This is a genomic window from Streptomyces sp. NPDC031497 (genome assembly GCF_055580905.1).
The window spans coordinates 123,607-142,216 of sequence record NZ_JBVIKO010000012.1; the positions used below are offsets into that span (position 1 = coordinate 123,607).

Below are 18,610 nucleotides of genomic sequence, written 5' to 3' on the forward strand. Positions count from 1 at the left end.
TCAGAGGTTGTCACGGTACTCCCGCAGCAGTTCCTCGGTCCGCTGCGCCGACGCGGCACGGGCCGTCATGTGGTCCAGCACCTCCAGATGGGCGCCGACCTCGTCGCGGGAGTCCAGGTACAGGGCGCCGGTCAGATACTCGGTGAAGACCATGTCGGGCAGCTCGGGTTCGGCGAACCGGAACAGCGTGAACGGCGCGTACGTCCCCGGGTGCGGGCCGCTCGCGAACTCGGCGATCTGGAGCGTGATCCGGTCCCGTTCGACGAAGGCGAGGAGCTTGTCGACCTGCTCGCGCATCATCCCGCAGTCGGTGCTGACCGGGCGCCGCAGCACCGTCTCGTCCATGATCACCCACAGGTGCGGCGGATCGTCCTGCTCCAGCAGCCGCTGCCGGGTCAGGCGCAGCGACACATGCCGTTCCACGGCCGTGGGGTCGCTGTGGCCTATCGTCCCGGCCTCCAGCACGGCCCGCGCATACGCCTCGGTCTGCAACAGGCCGGGCAGGAAGTGCGGTTCGTAGGAGCGGATGACCCGGGCCGCGCCCTCCAGGCTCACGTACAGGCTGAACCAGTCCGGCAGCACGTCGTGGAACCGCTGCCACCAGCCCGGCTGGTTGGCCTCCTCGGCCAGCCGCACGAACGCGGCGTGCTCCTCCTCGGGCACCCCGTACGTCTCCAGCAGCACCTGGACGTACGGGATCTTCAGCGCGACCTCGGCCATCTCCATCCGCCGTACGGTCGCCTGCGCCACCCGCAACACCCGCGCCGCCTCGTCCCGGCCGAGGCCCGAGGCCTCCCGCAGTTCCTGCAACCGCTTGCCGAGCACGACCTGCCCTACGGTGGGCGCAGCACGCCGTTCACTCACGCCACGCCTCCCCTACGTGCACAAGTACGGGGAGCAGTGTGCCACGCGATGCCGCCTCGCACACCTGGTCGAGACAACGTCTTGCGTCAACTTGCCAGGGAGTGCAGGTACTTGCTCGTCGCGGGGTCCGCCGGCAGGAACGTCTCGATGGCCAGCTCGGCGACCGTCACGTCCATCGGGGTGTTGAACGTCGAGATCGACGACACGAACGACAGCACCCGCCCCTGGTGCTCGATCCGCATCGGCAGCGCGAACCAGGCGACGGGTTCGGCGGGTTGGCCGTCGTCCACGCCCGCCGGGGCCGGATAGCCGGCGACCTCCTCGTACAACTCCCGCAGCGCGTCCGAGCGGTGCAGCGCGATCTGCCGTTCCATCTGCTCCAGCAGATGCCCGCGCCACTCGCGCAGGTTGCGGATGCGCGGTGCCAGGCCCTCCGGATGCAGGGTCAGCCGCATCGCGTTGGGCGCGGGCGTGAGCAGCGACTCCGGCACGCCCTCCAGCAGCATCGCGATGCCCCGGTTGGCGGCGACCACGGTGTACGTGGCGTCCACCACCAGCGCCGGATACGGCTCGTAGCCCTGGATCAGCCGCTCCATGCCGTCGCGCAGCGCGTCCAGCGCCGGGTCGTCCAGCGGGGTCTCCGGGTAGTGCGGAGCGTAACCGGCCGCCAGCAGCAGCGCGTTGCGCTCCCGCACCGGCACCTCCAGGTGCTCGGCCAGCCGCAGCACCATCTCCTCGCTGGGCCGCGAGCGGCCGGTCTCGACGAAGCTGATGTGCCGGGCCGAGGAGTCGGCGCGCAGGGCCAGCTCCAGCTGGCTGACCCGCCGCCGCTCCCGCCAGGCACGCAGCAGCGGGCCGACGCCCTTCCCGTCGGGGGCGGGCGGGGAGGCGGCGGGGCCGGCGGCGACAGTGGTCATACGGACGACCGTAGCCGAGGGCCCCCGGGTGACGGCGGCCGAGAAGGGGGCGGGTGGCCGTATCCGAGGAGGGGCGGCCGACCGGGGCGAGCCGGCGGCTCCCGTCGAGGGCGTCGGCCGCGAGGCGACGCGCACCGCGGTGCGCACGCGCCCGGAGGGCCCGGTCGTGGCAGGCTGAACCCACGTACGCCTCCGGGCATCTCAGGGAAGGAAGCCGCACCATGGCCGTCGCACCGCTGGCGCAGCAGGAGATCGAGGACCGGTTGGCCGAGCTGCCGGGCTGGTCGGTGGACGGCGACCGGCTCGTCCGCGTCTACCGTCTCGACTCGCACTTCGCCGCCGCCGCACTCGTCGTGCACATCGCCCGGATCCAGGACGAGCTCGACCACCACTCCGACCTCACCCTCGGCTACCACACGGTCACCCTCGCCGTGAACACCCACAGCGTGGGCGGCGCCGTCACCGGCCTGGACTTCGAACTCGCCCGCAGAGTGGAGGACATCGCCCCAGGCCACGGCGCACACTGAGCCATGTGCTCGACTACGACAAGGAAGCCGGGGCCTACGACGCGACGCGCGGTGGCGAAGCGCGCGCCGAGGCGGCCGCCGGCGCCGTCCTCGGGCTGATCCCCGACCGCCCCGGGCGTCTCCTCGACCTCGCCTGCGGCACCGGCATCGTCACCCGCCGCCTCGCCGCCGCCCGTCCCGCGCTCCAGGTGACCGGGGCGGACCGCGCCCAGGGCATGGCGCGGCTGGCCGCGGCCCGGCTGCCGGGGTCGGTCCTGCTGGCCGACAGCCGCCGACTCCCCTTCCCGGACGCCACGTTCGACGCGGTGACCACCATCTGGCTGCTCCACCTCATAGCGGACACCGCCGAGGTCCGCGCCGTCGTCGCCGAGTGCGCACGGGTGCTGCGGCCCGGCGGGGTGTACGTCACCACCGTCGACAAGGCCGCCGCGCACGACGTCGGCAGCGACATCGACGCGATCCTCGCAGCGCGCCCGCGCCGCCCGGCCCCGGACGCGGCCGCTGTCGTCACGGCACACGCCGCGGACAGCGGACTGTCTCCCGCCGGACAGGCCGCCTTCCTCGGCCACGGCCAGGGCCGCACCCCCCGCTCCACCATCGCCGACCTGCGGCGCGGCTGGTTCACGGTGATACGGCCCGGCGACCCCCGCGCCGAGGAGTTCGCCGGGCGACTGGCGGCCCTGCCCGACCAGGACCGCCGCCGCCCCGACCCCCGCTTCGGCGTCCGGGCGTTCGGGAAACCGGCCCACGGCTGAAGCCCATCGCCCTCGAACTGGCCGAAAGACACGGCAACTCCCGGACGGACGGCGCCGACTGACGGAGGACCCCGTCCGTCTCCCGGAAGGCATGTCCCGTGCAGCAGCACCCGCATCGCAGACGCCGCTCAGCCGTCCTGGCAGCGCTCGCCACCGCGGCCGCCCTGGTCGGCGCCAGTCTGACCGTCCTCTCCGCGGGCCCGGCCGAGGCGGCCACGGCCCGCCAGGTCGAGGCCCTCGACCGGGGCGTGGTCAGCGTCCACACCGACGCCGGCAACCTGGTCAGCTGGCGCTGGCTGGGCACCGACCCGGACAACGTCTCCTTCAACGTCTACCGCGCCGGTACGAAGGTCAACTCCACTCCCGTCACCGGCTCCACCGACTACTTCCACGCCGGCGCCCCGGCCCAGGCCGACTACACGGTCCGCGCGATCGTGAACGGCGTCGAACAGGCGGACTCGGTCCACGCGATCCAGTTCCGCACCGGGTACAAGGACGTCCCGATCACCCCGCCCGCGGGCGGCACCACACCCGACGGGGTGTCGTACACCTACGAGGCGAACGACGCCTCCGTCGGCGACCTGGACGGCGACGGCCAACTGGACTTCGTCCTCAAATGGCAGCCGACCGACGCCAAGGACAACTCCCAGTCCGGCTACACCGGCGACACGATCCTCGACGGCGTCAGACTCGACGGCACCCGCCTGTGGCGCATCGACCTCGGCCGCAACATCCGCTCCGGCGCCCACTACACCCAGTTCCAGGTGTACGACTACGACGGCGACGGCAAGGCCGAGATCGCCACGAAGACGGCGGACGGCACGGTCGACGGCACCGGCACCGTGATCGGCAGCGCGTCCGCCGACTACCGCAACTCCAGCGGTTACGTCCTCTCCGGCCCCGAGTACCTGACCATGTTCAACGGGCAGACCGGCAAGGCGATGGGCACGGTCGACTACGTCCCGGCCCGCGGCACGGTGTCGTCGTGGGGCGACTCCTACGGCAACCGTGTCGACCGCTTCCTCGCCGGCACCGCCTACCTGGACGGCTCCCGACCGTCCCTGATCATGGCGCGCGGCTACTACACCCGGACGGTGATCGCCGCCTGGGACTGGCGGAACGGCGCCTTCACCCGCCGCTGGACCTTCGACACCAACTCCTCCACCAACACCGGCAAGGGCTACGACGGCCAGGGCAACCACCAGTTGTCCGTCGCGGACGTCGACGCGGACGGCAGGGACGAGATCGTCTACGGCTCGATGGCCGTCGACGACAACGGCAACGGCCTGTGGACGACGAAGAACGGCCACGGCGACGCCATGCACGTCGGCGACCTCGACCCGTCCCGCCCCGGCCTGGAGGAGTTCAAGGTCGACGAGGACAGCTCCAAGCCCTCCTCCTGGATGGCCGACGCGAAGACCGGCCAGGTCCTCTGGTCCACCGCCCCCAACGGCGACAACGGCCGGGGGGCCTCCGGCGACATCTGGGCGGGCAGCCCGGGCGCCGAGTCCTGGTCGTCACGCGCGGACGGGGTGCGCGACCCGAAGGGCACGGTGGTCGCGAGCCGCAAGCCCTCCAGCATCAACTTCCTCTCCTGGTGGGACGGCGACCCGGTCCGCGAACTCCTGGACGACACCCACATCGACAAGTACGGCACGACCGCCGACACCCGCCTCCTGACCGCCTCCGACGTCCACTCCGACAACAGCACCAAGGCGACCCCGTCCCTGTCCGGGGACATCCTCGGCGACTGGCGTGAGGAAGTGGTCTGGCCGACGACGGACAACACGGCCCTGCGCATCTACTCCACCCCGTACGAGACCAGTACGAAGATCACCACCCTTCTCCACGACACCCAGTACCGCACGGCCCTGGCCTGGCAGAACACCGCCTACAACCAACCTCCGCACCCGAGCTTCTTCATCGGCGACGGGATGGGCACGGCACCTCGCCCGACGGTCTACACACCCTGAGCGGCGGCGGGCGCGTGCCGGCGGTGGCACGCGCCCGCGCCCGGTGACGCGCACGGTGCTGCATCGCACCGGTTGCGGCCGGTCGCTCGGCGCGCGCTCCGTCGCGTGCACCGGACGGAATGCTTGACTGGCCGGAGGAATTGGACATTCGGCAACCACTCCACATCAAGGTGCTAAATCGTGCAGACGATCATGACGGAATCCCCGAACCTCCGATCCGACGCGTTCGACGCGTTGATCCGCGAGCTCGTCGGACCGCTCGCCGACGAGGTGGACCGGAGCGGCCGCTTCCCACGGGAGGGGATCCGGGCGCTGGGCGAGGCCGGGCTGCTGGGGCTGCTCAGCGCGCGGGAGCACGGTGGAGCGGGCGCGGGACTGCGTGAGGCCGCCCAGGTGATCGAACGGCTCGCGGGTGCGTGCGGGTCGACGGCCATGGTGCTGCTCATGCACTACTCGGCCGTCACCGTCCTCGACCGGCACGCTCCCGAGGACGTCCGGCGCGAGATCGCCGCCGGCCGCCATCTGACCACCCTGGCGTTCTCCGAGCGCGGCTCCCGCAGCCACTTCTGGGCCCCGGTGAGCACCGCCGAGCCCCAGGGCGCCGACGCGGTGCGCCTGGACGCGCAGAAGTCCTGGGTCACCGCGGCCGGCGAGGCCGACAGCTACGTCTGGTCCAGCAGGCCGCTGCGGGCGGAAGGACCGATGTCGCTGTGGCTGGTGCCCGCAGGCAGCGCCGGACTCGAAGTACAGGGCGACTACGACGGGTTCGGGCTGCGCGGCAACGCGTCCAGCCCCGTGTCGGCGACGGCCGTCGCCGTGCCCCGGTCCGCGCTGCTGGCCGCCGACGGGGAGGGGCTGAGCACCGCTCTCGAAGTGGTGCTGCCGTGCTTCCTCGTACTGAGCGCGGCCTTCTCGCTCGGCGTGACCGAAGCACTGCTCGGCCTCACCGCCGCGCACCTTCGCCACACCCGCCTGGTGCACCTGGACCAGACGCTGGCCCAGCAGCCGATGACCCGCAACCAGTTCGCGGGGCTGCGACTGCGGGCCGACGCGCTGCGCGCCCTGCTGGAGGAGACGCTCACCGCGACGGAGACCGGACGCCCCGAGGCGACGCTGCGGGTCCTGCAGATCAAGGCCCTCGCCGCGGAGACCGCCGCCGAGGTGGCGGACGGCGCGATGCGCCTGTGCGGCGGCGCCGCCTTCCGCCGCGAGACGGGCGTGGAGCGACGGTTCCGGGACGCCCTCGCGGCCCGTGTGATGGCACCCACCACCGAGGCGCTGCACGACTTCTGCGGCCGCGTGGAACTGGGCCTGCCGCTCTTCGAGGAGGCCTGATGCCAGAGCTGGTCCTCGGCGCCGTCGCCTACGACCCGAAGGTCGTGACCATCTGGTCGGGCTTCCGGTCCTGGCTCCTCGCGCAGGGTCTGGCCTTCGACTTCGTGCTCTACGCCCACTACGAGCGGCAGGCGCAGGACCTGGTCGACGGGCGGATCGACGCGGCCTGGCACTCACCGCTGGCCTGGCTGCGCACCCGCCGGCTGGCCGCCGCCGCGGGCGCGGAGGTGACGCCGCTCGTGATGCGGGACACCGACCGCGACCTGACCTCCGTGGTGGTGGTCCGGGCGGACGGCGAGATCCGCTCGACGGCCGATCTGAAAGGCCGGACGGTCGCCGTCGGCGCGGTCGACTCGCCCCAGTCGACCCTGATCCCCCTGCACCACCTGGCCGATCTCGGCCTGGTCGCGGGCACCGACTTCGAGGTACGCCGCCATGACACCGGGGTGGGCCTGCACGGCGACCACATCGGCGGCGAACGGGACGCGGCCCGCGCACTGATGGCGGGGGAGGCGGACGCCGCCTGCATGATCGACGCCGGCCACCTGCTGTTCGGGCAGGAGGGCACCCTGCCGCCCGGTGGCACCCGGCTGCTGTCGCGCACCGAGCCCTACGACCACTGCGTACTGGCGGCCGGACCGTCCCTGGACAAGGAGCTCGGCGACCGGTTCTCGGCGCTGCTGCTCTCCATGTCGTACAGCGATCCCGAGGTGCGCCGGCTCCTGGACCTGGAAGGGCTCACCCGGTGGCTGCCCGGCCGGGAGACCGGCTTCGGCCAGTTGACCGCGGCCGTCGACGCCACCGGCTTCTACGACGCGAGCGGCCGGATCACCGCGGCCGGCTACCGGCCGTGACCGCCGCCGGCGCGGTCTCGGCCGACCTCGGCACACTCGGCTTCGAGCAGGGTGCGCGGCTGCTGCTGAGCCGCGCCCTGCGGCAGGCACCGCCCGGAACCCGGGTCGACGTGCTCGGGACGGACCCGGCGCTCCTGCCCCATCTGGCCGTCTGGTGCCGCCACGAGGGGCACGAGCTGGAGGCCGCGGACCCGCGGGAAGCGCCGGTGGTCGCGCGGCTGCGGGCGGGTCCTGTCGCCGGCGCCCGCCTGCACGGGGCGGAACGCGCCGGTGGCGTGTCGGCCGGGGGGATCGCGGACCGGGCACCCCTGCACTGGGGCCTCGCCGCGCGCGGAGCGCTGGTGGAGGCGGGCGGACCGGACGTGCCCTTCGCCGTCGTCGACAGGGACGTCGCGTGGACCGACCTCGCGCCCCGTCTGTACCGGCAGGCGGTCACCTCGCAGTGGGACCCCTACCGCGCGGTGGACTGGGACGAGGACTTCACCCTGCCCGACGAGATCGAGACCGCCGTCGTCCAGGTCATGACCTACCTGGTGGAGAACGAGCAGGCCGCCCTGGTGGTCCCCGGGCGGCTGCTGGTCCAGGTCCATCCGCACTTCCGCGAGGTGCTCCAGCTGCTCGCGGTGCAGGCGGCCGACGAGGCCAGGCACGTGGAGGTCTTCACCCGGCGGGCGCTGCTGCGCGGCGGCGAGATGGGCACCTCCTCGGTGGGCGGCCGGGCGTCCCTGGCGACCCTGCTGACCGAACCGGACTTCTCCATCGCGTCCTTCCTGCTGTCCGTGCTCGGGGAGGGCAGCTTCCTCAACCTCCTGTCCCTCCTGGAGCGGCACGCCCCTGACCCGGTCACCCGCCGCATCAGCCATCTGGTCCGCCAGGACGAGGCACGGCACGTGGCGTTCGGTGTCGGGCATCTGGAACACCGGGCCTCCGTCGACCCCCTGCTGCACGGCCGGCTGCGTGCCGCGGTGGAGCGGCGGCACGACGCGCTGACCGGCACCGCGGGACTCAACCAGGACGTCTTCGACTCCCTGGTGCTGCTCGCCGCGGGCTCCTGGGCGCCGCGGGACATCGCCCGCGGCTGGCAGGCGGTGCGGCACCTGCAGAAGGAGATGGACGAAGGACGCCGCCACCGCCTGGCCCGCCTGGGCTTCCCCGACGACGAGGCGGCGGAACTGTCCGCACTGCACACCCGCAACTTCATGTGACAGCCTCGGGCGTCACAGTCGTAGCCGTCGCCGTAGCCGCACCCAGAACCCGGCTCCGTCCGCGACGGCATCGGCCGACGTGGACCGGGCGGCCGGGATGCCGGCCGACGCCGCACGCTCGCTCGCCACCGCAGGTCAGGCCGGGTCCCGGCCCGAGGCGCCCTGAACTTGCCGCGGGCCGCCCCGCGGGTAGCGTGGAGACGAGGTCGGGGGCCCTGACGCGAAGGAGCGGGCGGATGGGCGTGAAACGGTGGGCGGACCTGTGGCCGGTGTACCGGCAGATCACCGGAGCCGACCGGCTGGGCCGGGGCAGGGCGGTCGAGTCGAAGCGGTCGAGGACCCTCACGCCCCATACCGAGGACGCCGACCGGGTCGTGCAATCGGTCTGCCCCTACTGTGCCGTCGGCTGCGCCCAGAACGTCTACGTCCAGGACGAGCGGGTCACCCAGATCGAGGGGAACCCGGACAGCCCGGTCTCACGCGGCCGCCTGTGCCCCAAGGGTTCCTCCAGCAAGCAGCTGGTCACCGGACCGCAGCGCGAGGACAAGGTGCGCTACCGGGCCCCGTACGCCACCGAATGGCAGGACCTGGACATGGAGACGGCCCTCGACATGGTGGCCGACCGGGTCCTCGACGCCCGCCGCCGGGGCTGGCAGGACACCGACGAGCAGGGCAACCCGCTCCGCCGCACCATGGGCTTCGCCAGCCTGGGCGGAGCGGCGCTGGACAACGAGGAGAACTACCTCATCAAGAAGCTGTTCACCGCCCTGGGCGCCCTGCAGATCGAGAACCAGGCGCGCATTTGACACTCCGCCACGGTTCCCGGTCTGGGAACCTCGCTCGGCCGTGGCGGTGCCACGGACACCCCGGAGAGCCTGACGGACGCCGACTGCATCATCATCATGGGCTCCAACATGGCCGAGGCCCATCCGGTCGCCTTCCAGTGGGTCATCGAGGCCAGGAAGCTCGGTGCCCGGGTGGTCCACATCGACCCCCGGTTCACCCGCACCAGCGCGCACGCGGACCAGCACGTGCGGATCAGGGCGGGCAGTGACATCGCCTTCCTCGGCGGTGTCGTCAACCACATCCTCTCCAACGACCTGCACTTCGAGGAGTACGTGCGGGCCTACACCAACGCCACGTTCCTGGTGCGCGAGGACTTCCAGGACACCGAGGACCTGGACGGCCTGTTCAGCGGCTACAACCCGGAGACCGGCAAGTACGACAGCAGCAGCTGGGCGTACGAGTGCGTCGGCGGCGAGGGCGACGGCAGGCAGGGCAGCACCCTCATCTCCGCCACCCCCGCGCAGTCGGCCGGAGGCCACGAGGCGCTGCCCGGCACCGCCGGCCGGATCGCGACGGACCCCACGATGCGGCACCCGCGCTGTGTCCTCCAGATCCTCAAGCGGCACTTCTCCCGGTACACCCCGGAGATGGTGGAGCGGGTCTGCGGCATCACCCGGCGGCAGTTCCTCGACGTGTGCCGCGCCTGGACCGAGAACTCCGGCCGGGAGCGGACCACTTCGCTCGTCTACAGCGTGGGCTGGACACAGCACTCCGTCGGCGCCCAGTACATCCGGGCCGGCGCCATCGTCCAGCTCCTCCTGGGCAACATGGGGCGGCCCGGCGGGAGCATCCTGGCGCTGCGCGGCCACGCCAGCATCCAGGGCTCCACGGACATCCCGACCCTGTACAACCTGCTGCCCGGCTACCTGCCGATGCCCAACGTCACCCACACCAGCCTCACCAAGTTCGTGGACGACGTACGCCATGTGATGCGCAAGGGGTACTTCGCGAACGCCAGGACGTACATGGTCTCCATGCTCAAGGAGTACTGGGGTGACGCGGCCACCCCGGAGAACGACTTCCGCTACGACTGGCTGCCACGGATCAACGGCGACCACGGTACCTACCGCACCGCGATGGACATGATCGCCGGCACGGTGTACGGCTTCTTCCTGGTCGGGCAGAACCCGGCGGTGGGGTCGGCCCACGGACGGCTCCAGCGGCTCGGCATCGCCAACCTGGAGTGGCTGGTCGTACGCGACCTCGCGATGATCGAGAGCGCCACGGTCTGGAAGGACGCCCCCGAGATCGAGACGGGCGAGATCTCCACCAAGACCTGCAAGACCGAGGTGTTCTTCTTCCCGGCCGCCTCGCATGTCGAGAAGTCCGGTACGTTCACCCAGACCCAGCGCATGATCCAGTGGCGCGACCAGGCGCTCGAACCGATCGGCGACCGCCGCTCCGACCTGTGGTTCTTCTACCACCTCGGGCGGATCGTCCGGGAGAAGCTGGCGGGCTCGCAGGACGAACGCGACCGGCCGGTCCTCGATCTGGCCTGGGACTACGCGCTGGAGCACGGGGACGAACCGTCCGCCGAGGACGTCCTGCGCCACATCAACGGCATCGACCTCACCACCGGACGCACCGTCAACTCCTACGAGGAGCTCAGGGACGACGGGACCACCGCGTGCGGCTGCTGGATCTACAGCGGCGTCTTCGCGAACGAGACGAACCAGGCCCGGCGCCGTACCTCGCGGTTCGAGCACCCGATCACGGACAACCAGTGGGGGTTCGTGTGGCCGCTCAACCGCAGGGTCCTCTACAACCGGGCGTCCGCGGACCCCGACGGCCGGCCGTGGAGCGCGCGCAAGGCTCTCGTCTGGTGGGACGGCGACCGCGGTGAGTGGACCGGCCACGACATCCCCGACTTCCAGCGGCGCAAGCCGCCGCACCACCAGCCGCCGCCGGAGGCGACCGGTACGGACGCGCTGGCCGGGGACGACGCGTTCATCATGATGGGCGACGGGAAGGCGGCGCTGTTCGCACCGACCGGCCTGGTCGACGGGCCGCTGCCCACCCACTACGAACCCGAAGAGTCCCCGGTGCGCAACCCGCTCTACACGCAGCAGTCCAACCCGACCCGGCTGACCTACGCCCGCACCGACAACCCGTACAACCCCTCGCCTCCCGAGCCCCACACCGAGGTGTTCCCGTACGTGTTCACCGCCTCCCGGTACACCGAGCACCACACGGCAGGCGCGATGAGCCGTCAGCTCCCCTACCTCTCGGAGCTCCAGCCCGGACTGACGGTGGAGGTCTCCCCGGAACTCGCCGCCGAGCGCGGACTGCACCACATGGACTGGGCACACGTGATCACCAGCCGGACCGCGGTGGAGGCCAAGGTGGTCGTCACCGACCGGCTGGCCCCGCTGCGGCTCGACGGCCACACGGTCCACCAGATCTGGATGCCGTACCACTGGGGCAGCCGCGGCCTCACCACCGGCGACGTCGTCAACGACCTGATCGGCGTGGTGGCCGACGCCAACGTGCTGATCCAGGAGAGCAAGGTGCTCACCTGCGACATCCGGCCCGGGCGGCGCCCGCGCGGCCCCGCACTCCTCGCGTACGTCGAGGACTACCGGCGCCGCGCGGGGATCACCACGAGGACCGGCACCAGCGAGGTGACGGCCCACGGCCACCGGACGGACGAGCCCCCTGACGACGGCCGCCCGGCCACCACCGAAGGGCCGGAGGAACCCTGATGAGCGAGCACGAGAACAGCTTCTTCGGCCCGCTGGCGGACCCGGCCGGGGACGCCGGCCACCCCGAGGACCACCCGCCCCGGGTCGGTTTCTTCACCGACACCTCCGTCTGCATCGGCTGCAAGGCCTGCGAGGTGGCCTGCAAGGAGTGGAACGGCGTCCCGGCGGACGGCTTCGACCTGCTCGGCATGTCCTACGACAACACCGGCGCGCTCGGCGCGAGCACCTGGCGGCACGTCGCCTTCATCGAGCAGGACCTGCGGCTCGGCGACCAGGACTCCGGTCTGGTCGGCCTGCCCACCGGGCCGTCCGGGACGGAGACCACCCGCGAGGTGGTCGAGGAAGCCCTGCACGACGCGGGCCACCGGGCCGGCGCCGAACTCGGCACGGAACCCGTCGACCTGGGCTTCCCCAGCTTCGACCTGCCCGGCGCCGGGAGCGGCGCGGAGACCCGCACGGACTTCCGCTGGCTGATGTCGTCGGACGTGTGCAAGCACTGCACCCACGCCGCATGCCTGGACGTCTGCCCCACCGGGGCGCTCTTCCGCACCGAGTTCGGCACCGTCGTCGTCCAGCCCGACATCTGCAACGGCTGCGGCTACTGCGTCTCCGCCTGCCCCTACGGCGTCATCGACCGCCGCCCCGACGACGGCCGGGCCTGGAAGTGCACCATGTGCTACGACCGGCTCAAGGGCGGCCTGGAACCGGCCTGCGCCAAGGCCTGCCCGACCGACTCCATCCAGTTCGGCGTGCTCGACGAACTGCGCGAACGCGCCGACGCCCGCCTGGAACAGCTCCACGAGGCGGGCGTGCCCGAGGCCCGGCTGTACGGCCGCGACCCCGACGACGGAGTCGGCGGCGACGGAGCCTTCTTCCTGCTCCTCGACGAGCCGGAGGTCTACGGGCTGCCACCGGACCCGGTCGTCACCACCCGTGACCTGGGATCCATGTGGAAGCACGCGGCCGTGGCCGCCGGGATGATGGTGGCCGCGGCCGCCGCGGTCTTCGTCAGGGGAGGCCGTCGGTGACCGGGCACGGCGGGGGCGGGAAGCACCGCGGGGGAGGTGGTGGCGAGGACACGATGGTCCCGCGCGCGGAATTCCGGTCCTACTACGGACGCCCGGTGCTGAAGCCGCCGGTCTGGGAGTGGAAGGTCCCCGCCTACCTCCTCACCGGCGGACTCTCGGCGGGCGCCGCCCTGCTGGCCGTCGGCGCCGACCTGACCGGACGGCCCGAGATGCGCAGGTCCTGCCGCGTCGGCAGCTTCGGGGCACTGCTCGCCAGCAGCTACCTCCTCATCGGCGACCTCGGCCGGCCGCTGCGCTTCCACCACATGATGCGGGTGGCGAAGCCGAGTTCCCCGATGTCGATGGGCACCTGGATCCTGATGTCCTACGGCCCTGGCTGCTCCCTGGCCGGCATCGCCGAACTCGTGCCGAAGACCTGGCTGGACCGGGCCGGGCTCACCACCGCCGTGAAGTGGGCCGCCCGGCTCGGCGGCGTCTCCGCGGCCGTGATCGCCCCCGCGCTGGCCTCGTACACGGCCGTTCTGCTCTCCCAGACGGCGGTGCCGGCCTGGCACGAGGCCCACAAGGAGCTGCCGTTCGTGTTCACGGGGTCCGCCGCGGCGAGCGGCGCCGGTCTGGCGATGATCTGCGCCCCGCCGGCGGAGGCGGCGCCCGCCCGCCGGCTGGCTCTCCTCGGGGCCGCGATGGAGATCGTGGCGGCCCGCCTCATCGACCGCAAGCCGCAGTTCGAGACCTCGACGTTCACCCACGGCGCCGCCCACCGGATGCGCAGGGCATCGGAGTACCTGACCATCGGCGGGGCCTGCGCCGCCCTCACCTTCGCCCGCCGCAGCCGGGTCGCCGCCGCGCTCGGCGGCCTCGCGCTCCTGGCGGGCAGCGGATTCCAGCGGTTCGGGACCTTTGAGGCGGGCGTCGCGTCCACGAAGGACCCGGCATACGTGGTGAAGCCGCAACGCGAACGCCTCGACGCCCGCCGCGAGGCCGAGGGCGGCACGTGACCTCGTCCGTGCCAGGAGCCGTGCTGGTGCGGGGCATGAGCCGTAGAGCCGTACCGGTCCGGGCCGGACCGTGCACGGTGCGGCGCGGGCTCCGGGAGCTGCCGTCGACCTAGCCTGGCCGGGTTGCCGTCGGCAGGGCCGGAGCGAAGGTGGACGAGATGGCGCGCGACCACGCCGGCGCGGCGGACGCAGGACCGCCCGCCGACGAGCGGCGGCGGCTGCCGCGCACCGATGTGCTGCTGGCCGATCCCCGGCTGACCGCGGCGGCGCGGCGGCTCGGGCGGGAGCTGGTCAAGGACGTGGTCGCGGGAGTGCAGTCCCGGGCCCGGGCGGGCGAGGTACCCGTCGACGAGATCGCCGACCGTGCCGTGGCCACCCTCCCCGCCACCGCCTGCGCCCTGCGCCCGGTCGTCAACGCCACCGGCGTACTGCTCCACACCAACCTGGGCCGGGCCGCCCTCTCACCGGCCGCCCGGGACGCCGTGCTGGCCGCGTCCGGCACCACGGACGTCGAACTCGACCTCGCCACCGGGACCCGGTCCCGGCGGGGGCGGGCCGCGCTCGACGCCCTGCTGCGCGCCGTGCCGGCCGCCGAGGCCGCCCATGTGGTCAACAACGGCGCGGCGGCGCTCGTCCTGGCCGCGACCGCGCTCGCCCAGGGGCGGGAGATCGTCGTCAGCCGGGGCGAGATGGTGGAGATCGGGGACGGCTTCCGCCTGCCCGACCTGCTGGTCTCCACCGGCGCCCGGTTGCGCGAGGTCGGCACCACCAACCGCACCACCCCCGCCGACTACGCCGCGGCTGTCGGCCCGGACACCGGCTTCGTCCTGAAGGTCCACCCCTCCAACTTCCGCGTCACCGGCTTCACCCGGGAGGCGTCCGTCGCCGAACTGGCCCCGCTGGGCGTGCCCGTGGTGGCCGACATCGGCTCGGGCCTGCTCACCCCGGAGCCCGCACTGCCCGGGGAGCCCGACGCGGCGACCTGGCTGCGGGCCGGGGCGTCCCTGGTCACCGCCAGCGGCGACAAGCTCCTCGGCGGACCGCAGTGCGGGCTTGTGCTGGGCGACGCGGAACTGGTGCGGCGGCTGGCCCGGCACCCGCTGGCCCGTGCCCTGCGCGTGGACAAGCTCACCCTGGCCGCCCTGGAGGCGACCGTGCGCGGCCCCGTCCCGCCGACGGTCACCGCGCTGCGCGCCGACCCCGTACGGCTGCGGGAACGCGCCCGGGACCTTGCCGCGGACCTGCGCGCGGACGGGTTCGACAGCCGGGCCGTCGACACCGAGGCGGTGGTCGGCGGCGGCGGCGCGCCGGGCGTGACGCTGCCGAGCGCCGCCGTCTCGCTGCCCGCCACCTACGCGGCCCCGCTGCGCGCGACCGACCCCGCCGTCATGGGCCGGGTGGAGGACGGCCGCTGCCTGCTGGACCTGCGGGCGCTGCCGCCGGAGGCCGACGCACTGCTGGCCCGGGCGGTGCGCCTGGCCGAGGTCCCGCCCGGTGCGGCCGGGCCGGGAACAGGGAGCTGACCTGTGCACGTCGTCGCCACCGCGGGACACGTCGACCACGGCAAGTCCGCGCTGCTGCGCGCCCTGACGGGGATGGAGCCCGACCGCTGGGCGGAGGAACGGCGCCGGGGCATGACGCTGGACCTGGGTTTCGTGTGGACGCGGCTGCCCGGCGCGGGCGACGTGGCCTTCGTGGACGTACCGGGGCACGAACGCCTCGTGGGCAACATGCTGGCCGGGGTCGGCCCGGTCCCCGCCGTCCTCTTCGTCGTCGCCGCCGACCAGGGCTGGCAGCCGCAGTCCGAGGAGCACCTGTCCGTCCTGGACGCGCTCGGGGTACGGCACGGCGTCCTCGCCGTCACCCGCTGCGACCTGGCCGGACCGGACGCGGCCCGCGCCGAGGCGCTCGCCCGGATCGCCCGGTCGTCCCTGGGCGACGTACCGGGCGTGGCCGTCAGCGCGGTGACCGGTACCGGCCTCGACGCGCTGCGCGCCGCCCTGGTCCGGATGACCGGCGACCTGCCCGCCCCGGACCTCGCCGCGGACGTACGGCTGTGGGTGGACCGGGCGTTCACGGTGCGCGGCCACGGCACGGTCGTCACCGGCACCCTCGGCGCGGGGACCGTGCGCGTCGGCGACCGGCTCCAGCGCGCGCACGACGGGCGGACGCTCCGGGTACGCGGGCTGGAGTGCCTCAAGGAGCCGTGCCGGGAGGCCGGGGCGGTCGCGCGGGTGGCGGTCAACGTGACCGGACCGGGCGCCGGGGAGCTGCGCCGCGGGGACGCGCTGCTCACCCCGGACCGCTGGCTGACCACCGACCTCGTGGACGTACGGCTGCGCGGCGACGCGGCCCGCGATCTGCCGCGCGACCTCACCCTGCACGCGGGCTCCGCGGCGGTGCCGGTGACGGTCCGCCCGCTCGGCGCGGACACCGCGCGCCTGCGACTGGCCGCACCGCTGCCGCTGCGCGTCGGCGACGGCGCGCTGCTGCGCGACCCCGGACTGCACCGCGTCCCGGCGGGGATCACCGTGCTCGACGTCCGCCCGCCGCGGCTGACCCGGCGCGGTGCGGCGGCGGACCGGGCCCGGGAACTGGCGGCGGCGCCGGAACGCGCCGACGGAGCCGGGGAACTGCGCCGACGCGGCCTGATCCGCCGCTCGGAGCTGCTCGCCATGGGCGTGGCACCGCCGGTGGAGGCGGTCGCGGGGGAGTGGCTGGCGGACCCGGCCCACTGGGCCGCACTGCGGGAGCGCCTGGCCGAGGCGGTCGAGGAGTACGCCGCCCGCCACCCCCTCGAACCCGGCATGCCCCTGGAGGCGGCCCGCCAGACGCTCGGACTGCCGGAGCGCGGCCTCGTCGACGCCCTCCGGGCACAGTCGCCCGGCCTGCGGTACAGCGACGGCCGGCTCTACGGCAGCCACGGCGGCCCCACGCTGCCGCCCGCGATCGAGGCCGCCGTGGCCGCCGTACGCGCGGACCTCGCCCGTGCGCCGTTCCACGCCCCGGACGCCGAGCGGCTGCACGAACTCGGTCTCACTCCCAAGCTGCTGGCGGCCGCCGAGGCCGCGGGAACGCTGCTGCGGATCGGCCAGGGGATCGTGCTGCTGCCGGACGCGGACGTACAAGCCGCGGCCGTCCTCGCCCGGCTGGAGCAGCCGTTCACCACCAGCCAGGCCCGCCAGGCGCTGGACACCACGCGCCGGGTCGCCGTCCCGCTGCTGGAATACCTGGACCGGCACGGCCACACCGTACGGGTGGACGCCGCGCTGCGCCGCTGCCCCGCCACAGCCCTGGACGGCCGGTGACGCGGCCGGCACGCGCTGACCGGCGGAGACGGACGGGAATCGAACCCGCCTGCCCGAGTTGCTCGGACACCTCGGTTTTGAAGACCGGGAGGGCCACCAGGCACCCTTACGCCTCCCCGCAGCGCCATCGAACCGTCGCATTCCCGGGCAAGTCAACGCGCCACACTGCGCTCCCCTTCACCCGCAAGGATTGATGCAGCATGACCGGCACACGAACCGGCGTCCACGAGCCACCACAGCAGGGGACCGTACGGCTCACGCAGTACGCCCACGGCGGCGGCTGCGCCTGCAAGATTCCCCCCGGTGAACTCGAGGAGATCGTCGCCGGACTGACGGCCCCGCGGACGCCCGGCGTCACCACGGGCGACCTGCTCGTGGGCCTCGAAGCCGGCGACGACGCGGCGGTCATCCGGCTGCCGGGCGACGCCGGCGCGACGGCCGCCGTCGCCACGGCGGACTTCTTCACACCGGTGGTCGACGACCCCTACGACTGGGGCCGCATCGCCGCCGCCAACGCGCTCTCCGACGTCTACGCCATGGGCGGCACCCCGCTCGTGGCGGTCAACCTGCTGTGCTGGCCCCGCGACGTGCTGCCGTTCGATCTGGCGAGAGAAGTACTGCGCGGCGGGATGGACATCGCCGCGGCGGCGGGCTGCGTCGTGGCGGGCGGCCACAGCGTGGACGACCCGGAACCCAAGTACGGCATGGCGGTGACCGGCACCGTCGACCCGGACCACCTCCTGCGCAACGACGCGGGACGGCCGGGGACGCCACTGTCCCTGACCAAGCCGCTGGGCCTGGGAGTCCTCAACAACCTGCACAAGACGACCGGCGAGGTCTTCCCGCAGGCGATCGAGACGATGGTGGCGCTCAACCGCGACGCGGCGCGCGCCGCGGTGGCCGCGGGGGCGGTCTGCGCCACCGACGTCACCGGCTTCGGCCTGCTGGGCCACCTGTACAAGCTCGCCCGTGCGTCGGACGTGACCGCCGTCGTCGACTCCGCCGCGGTGCCGTTCCTCGACGGCGCCCTGGAGGCCGCCCGCACCGGGCACATCAGCGGCGGCACCCGCCGCAACCTCGCATGGGTCACCCCGCACACGGACTTCGGCGACGCCGGCGAACTGACCCGGCTCCTCCTCGCCGACGCCCAGACCTCCGGCGGCCTCCTCGTCGCCGGCGAGGTCCCGGGCGCCCCGGTCATCGGCGAACTGGTCCCGGCGGGACCGCACCGACTGGTCGTGCGCTGACCGGACCCGCCGAGCGGTCGAGAGGGCGCGTGCCCGGTGCGGCACGCGCCC

Annotated in this window: 13 protein-coding genes, 1 tRNA gene and 1 pseudogene; 12 read left to right on the forward strand and 3 right to left on the reverse strand. The window is 73.4% G+C overall.

Annotated elements, in window-relative coordinates; genetic code table 11:
- Both ACZ5K7_RS25125 and ACZ5K7_RS25130 read right to left on the reverse strand, forming a co-directional pair.
- Nucleotides 1-864, reverse strand: a complete 864-nt coding sequence (locus tag ACZ5K7_RS25125) for a helix-turn-helix domain-containing protein (RefSeq protein ID WP_351699048.1) — start codon at nucleotides 862-864, stop codon at nucleotides 1-3.
- Between the two features lie 86 nt (nucleotides 865-950).
- Entirely contained in the window at nucleotides 951-1,781 is an 831-nt protein-coding gene (locus ACZ5K7_RS25130) for a helix-turn-helix domain-containing protein (protein WP_468916318.1), read from the reverse strand.
- A gap of 221 nt (nucleotides 1,782-2,002) precedes the next feature.
- Here ACZ5K7_RS25130 and ACZ5K7_RS25135 point away from each other — a divergent pair, with 221 nt between their 5' ends.
- The 11 genes and pseudogenes from ACZ5K7_RS25135 (at nucleotide 2,003) to selB (ending at nucleotide 17,312) form a co-directional block, all read left to right on the forward strand.
- A complete protein-coding gene (locus tag ACZ5K7_RS25135; protein ID WP_351699052.1) occupies nucleotides 2,003-2,308 on the forward strand; it encodes a 4a-hydroxytetrahydrobiopterin dehydratase in 306 nt (101 codons plus the stop codon).
- A 5-nt stretch (nucleotides 2,309-2,313) separates the two neighbouring features.
- On the forward strand, nucleotides 2,314-3,063 hold the full coding sequence (locus tag ACZ5K7_RS25140; RefSeq protein WP_468916322.1) for a class I SAM-dependent methyltransferase: 750 nt from the start codon (nucleotides 2,314-2,316) through the stop codon (nucleotides 3,061-3,063).
- 98 nt (nucleotides 3,064-3,161) lie between these two features.
- Nucleotides 3,162-5,036, forward strand: coding sequence for a rhamnogalacturonan lyase (locus ACZ5K7_RS25145; RefSeq protein ID WP_468916325.1), 1,875 nt, complete (start codon nucleotides 3,162-3,164; stop codon nucleotides 5,034-5,036).
- Between the two features lie 180 nt (nucleotides 5,037-5,216).
- A complete protein-coding gene (locus tag ACZ5K7_RS25150; protein ID WP_468916327.1) occupies nucleotides 5,217-6,371 on the forward strand; it encodes an acyl-CoA dehydrogenase family protein in 1,155 nt (384 codons plus the stop codon).
- Nucleotides 6,371-7,225 carry a phosphate/phosphite/phosphonate ABC transporter substrate-binding protein gene (locus ACZ5K7_RS25155; protein ID WP_351699058.1) on the forward strand — a complete coding sequence of 285 codons (855 nt, stop codon included), beginning with the start codon at nucleotides 6,371-6,373 and terminating at the stop codon, nucleotides 7,223-7,225. Before ACZ5K7_RS25150 ends, ACZ5K7_RS25155 begins: the two co-directional genes overlap by 1 nt.
- Nucleotides 7,222-8,430: a ferritin-like domain-containing protein gene (locus ACZ5K7_RS25160; protein WP_351699060.1), complete on the forward strand. Its 1,209-nt coding sequence runs from the start codon at nucleotides 7,222-7,224 to the stop codon at nucleotides 8,428-8,430. Before ACZ5K7_RS25155 ends, ACZ5K7_RS25160 begins: the two co-directional genes overlap by 4 nt.
- 236 nt (nucleotides 8,431-8,666) lie before the next feature.
- Nucleotides 8,667-11,891, forward strand: a pseudogene (gene fdh / locus ACZ5K7_RS25165) (formate dehydrogenase); the annotation flags it as partial.
- An 86-nt stretch (nucleotides 11,892-11,977) separates the two neighbouring features.
- Nucleotides 11,978-13,006, forward strand: a complete 1,029-nt coding sequence (locus ACZ5K7_RS25170; RefSeq protein ID WP_468916332.1) for a 4Fe-4S dicluster domain-containing protein — start codon at nucleotides 11,978-11,980, stop codon at nucleotides 13,004-13,006.
- Nucleotides 13,003-14,004, forward strand: coding sequence for an NrfD/PsrC family molybdoenzyme membrane anchor subunit (gene nrfD, locus ACZ5K7_RS25175; RefSeq protein ID WP_468916334.1), 1,002 nt, complete (start codon nucleotides 13,003-13,005; stop codon nucleotides 14,002-14,004). The genes ACZ5K7_RS25170 and nrfD overlap by 4 nt, the downstream gene beginning before the upstream one ends.
- A gap of 158 nt (nucleotides 14,005-14,162) precedes the next feature.
- The gene (selA, locus tag ACZ5K7_RS25180) at nucleotides 14,163-15,527 is read left to right on the forward strand and encodes an L-seryl-tRNA(Sec) selenium transferase (RefSeq protein WP_468916337.1); all 1,365 of its coding nucleotides are present in this window, start codon (nucleotides 14,163-14,165) and stop codon (nucleotides 15,525-15,527) included.
- 3 nt (nucleotides 15,528-15,530) lie between these two features.
- The gene (selB, locus tag ACZ5K7_RS25185) at nucleotides 15,531-17,312 is read left to right on the forward strand and encodes a selenocysteine-specific translation elongation factor (protein ID WP_468916340.1); all 1,782 of its coding nucleotides are present in this window, start codon (nucleotides 15,531-15,533) and stop codon (nucleotides 17,310-17,312) included.
- 23 nt (nucleotides 17,313-17,335) lie between these two features.
- Here the strand turns inward: selB and ACZ5K7_RS25190 are convergent.
- A tRNA-Sec gene (locus ACZ5K7_RS25190) sits at nucleotides 17,336-17,428 on the reverse strand.
- An 84-nt stretch (nucleotides 17,429-17,512) separates the two neighbouring features.
- Between ACZ5K7_RS25190 and selD the strand changes: the two genes are divergently transcribed.
- Nucleotides 17,513-18,559, forward strand: a complete 1,047-nt coding sequence (gene selD, locus ACZ5K7_RS25195) for a selenide, water dikinase SelD (protein WP_468916343.1) — start codon at nucleotides 17,513-17,515, stop codon at nucleotides 18,557-18,559.
- Nucleotides 18,560-18,610 lie beyond the last annotated feature (51 nt).

Excerpts from the sequence above, each read along its gene's own strand:
- ACZ5K7_RS25135 (WP_351699052.1), top strand. The coding sequence starts at position 2,003 with ATGGCCGTCGCACCGCTGGCGCAGCAGGAGATCGAGGACCGGTTGGCC.
- selD (WP_468916343.1), top strand. The coding sequence starts at position 17,513 with ATGACCGGCACACGAACCGGCGTCCACGAGCCACCACAGCAGGGGACC.
- selA (WP_468916337.1), top strand. The coding sequence starts at position 14,163 with ATGGCGCGCGACCACGCCGGCGCGGCGGACGCAGGACCGCCCGCCGAC.
- ACZ5K7_RS25155 (WP_351699058.1), top strand. The coding sequence starts at position 6,371 with ATGCCAGAGCTGGTCCTCGGCGCCGTCGCCTACGACCCGAAGGTCGTG.
- ACZ5K7_RS25170 (WP_468916332.1), top strand. The coding sequence starts at position 11,978 with ATGAGCGAGCACGAGAACAGCTTCTTCGGCCCGCTGGCGGACCCGGCC.
- ACZ5K7_RS25130 (WP_468916318.1), bottom strand. The coding sequence starts at position 1,781 with ATGACCACTGTCGCCGCCGGCCCCGCCGCCTCCCCGCCCGCCCCCGAC.